Genomic DNA, 1,626 nt, shown 5'->3' on the forward strand with positions numbered 1-1,626 from the left:
GGGTGATGGGAATCGAACCCACGTGATCAGCTTGGAAGGCTGGAGTTCTACCATTGAACTACACCCGCTTAAATCGGGGTGACAGGATTCGAACCTGCGACCTCTTGATCCCAAATCAAGCGCTCTAGCCAAGCTGAGCCACACCCCGTTCTCTATGTACTTGTTTTTCTTTGTTGCTCACAACAAAAACTATTATACTCAAACCGCCCTGGTCTGTCAACATCTTTTTTCAATTTTTTTATAAAAAAATTCAGTCCGGATTTCATCCAAAATCCAGACCGAACAAAATCAGTGTACTGCTTTCTATCTTTATCGTCTATCCTGACAGGACTTAAAAGACTCTTCTCTTTCCAAGAAACTGCCTTTTGCATTTTCTGAAAGTCTGCAGCAGAGCCGGCTGCTTTATGGTACAGGTTCTAAGCAGCACTGATTTTTGCATATTTTTGATGTATTTAGTATATCCTCATATTGTTCCAATGTCAATATTATTCCAGAACGTTATGTTGAAGTTTGTGTTTCTTTTCTGCTCTTATATTATAATTACCAGGAAGATGGAGGGAAACGTGTTGAAAGACTTTGGAAACCGATTACGTAAATTAAGAGAAGAGGCCGGTTTAACCCAGGCACAGATTGCCAGGGAAATCAACTGCAGTCATAAGGTCTTATCAAATTATGAGCTGAACAAGCGGGAGCCGGATTTTTCGACCTTAAACAAACTCTGCGATTATTTTAATGTAACCGCCGACTATCTTCTTGGCCGCACAGATCACCCGCATCATTATAAAGAAATGGCTCTCAGTGAGGAGGCGCAGGAACTGCTTCGTTTAATGGAAGCTCTTCCTAAAAAATATCAGATTGATATTCTCCGCTATTCTCAGCTGAATGTCATGGCATTTGAGTATATTAAGAAAAATAAACATCATAAACCCTCATAATTTGAGGGTTTTCTTTTTGTTCTTTTATTATAGAAGAGATATTAATAAGAACTGCGCCGGATCACCGGTCTGGTTTCTTCTAAACCAATCCAATACAAAAAGACCCACGTAAATACGTGGGTTTTCCAATGCGGATGACAGGAATCGAACCTGCACTCCGAAGAACTAGATCCTAAGTCTAGCGCGTCTGCCAGTTCCGCCACATCCGCATATCCATATGATTCAAGACTGAGCGTGCGGGGATTCGAACCCCGGACAACTTGATTAAAAGTCAAGTGCTCTACCACCTGAGCTACACACCCTGATTCTATCCATGCCATGAAAGGGCATAAATAAAAGGTGGGTAATGGGATTCGAACCCACGGCCTCCAGAGCCACAATCTGGCGCGCTAACCAGCTGCGCTATACCCACCATAACTACAGACTGACAGACTTCCTGTCATATATCGTTCTTACAGAACAAAACGAGCCTGAAGGGATTCGAACCCCCGACCCACGGCTTAGAAGGCCGTTGCTCTATCCAGCTGAGCTACAGACTCAAAGAGCGGGTGATGGGAATCGAACCCACGTGATCAGCTTGGAAGGCTGGAGTTCTACCATTGAACTACACCCGCTTAAATCGGGGTGACAGGATTCGAACCTGCGACCTCTTGATCCCAAATCAAGCGCTCTAGCCAAGCTGAGCCACACC

General features: G+C 44.0%; 1 protein-coding gene and 6 tRNA genes. 1 reads left to right on the top strand and 6 read right to left on the bottom strand.

The genetic code is table 11. From position 1 onward, the window contains the following. Positions 1 to 73: 73 nt before the first annotated feature. Positions 74 to 148, bottom strand: a tRNA-Pro gene (locus JMF81_RS10530). A gap of 418 nt (positions 149 to 566) precedes the next feature. Here JMF81_RS10530 and JMF81_RS10535 point away from each other — a divergent pair. Next, positions 567 to 935 (top strand): helix-turn-helix domain-containing protein, encoded by a 369-nt coding sequence (locus tag JMF81_RS10535; RefSeq protein WP_243282608.1) that lies wholly within the window; start codon positions 567 to 569, stop codon positions 933 to 935. A gap of 129 nt (positions 936 to 1,064) precedes the next feature. On the opposite strand, the gene JMF81_RS10540 is transcribed toward JMF81_RS10535, so the two are convergent. The 5 genes from JMF81_RS10540 to JMF81_RS10560 all read right to left on the bottom strand — a co-directional run bounded on the left by JMF81_RS10540 (position 1,065) and on the right by JMF81_RS10560 (position 1,549). Then, positions 1,065 to 1,144 (bottom strand) — tRNA-Leu (locus JMF81_RS10540). Positions 1,145 to 1,164: 20 nt separating this feature from the next. Then, positions 1,165 to 1,237: transfer RNA gene (locus JMF81_RS10545), tRNA-Lys, on the bottom strand. 36 nt (positions 1,238 to 1,273) lie between these two features. Next, positions 1,274 to 1,347, bottom strand: a tRNA-His gene (locus JMF81_RS10550). Positions 1,348 to 1,400: 53 nt separating this feature from the next. Beyond that, positions 1,401 to 1,474, bottom strand: a tRNA-Arg gene (locus tag JMF81_RS10555). Between the two features lie 4 nt (positions 1,475 to 1,478). Next, a tRNA-Gly gene (locus tag JMF81_RS10560) sits at positions 1,479 to 1,549 on the bottom strand. Positions 1,550 to 1,626: the final 77 nt, after the last annotated feature.

Origin of the sequence: Anaerostipes butyraticus, from assembly GCF_016586355.1 — a bacterium.
Lineage (GTDB): Bacteria > Bacillota > Clostridia > Lachnospirales > Lachnospiraceae > Anaerostipes > Anaerostipes butyraticus.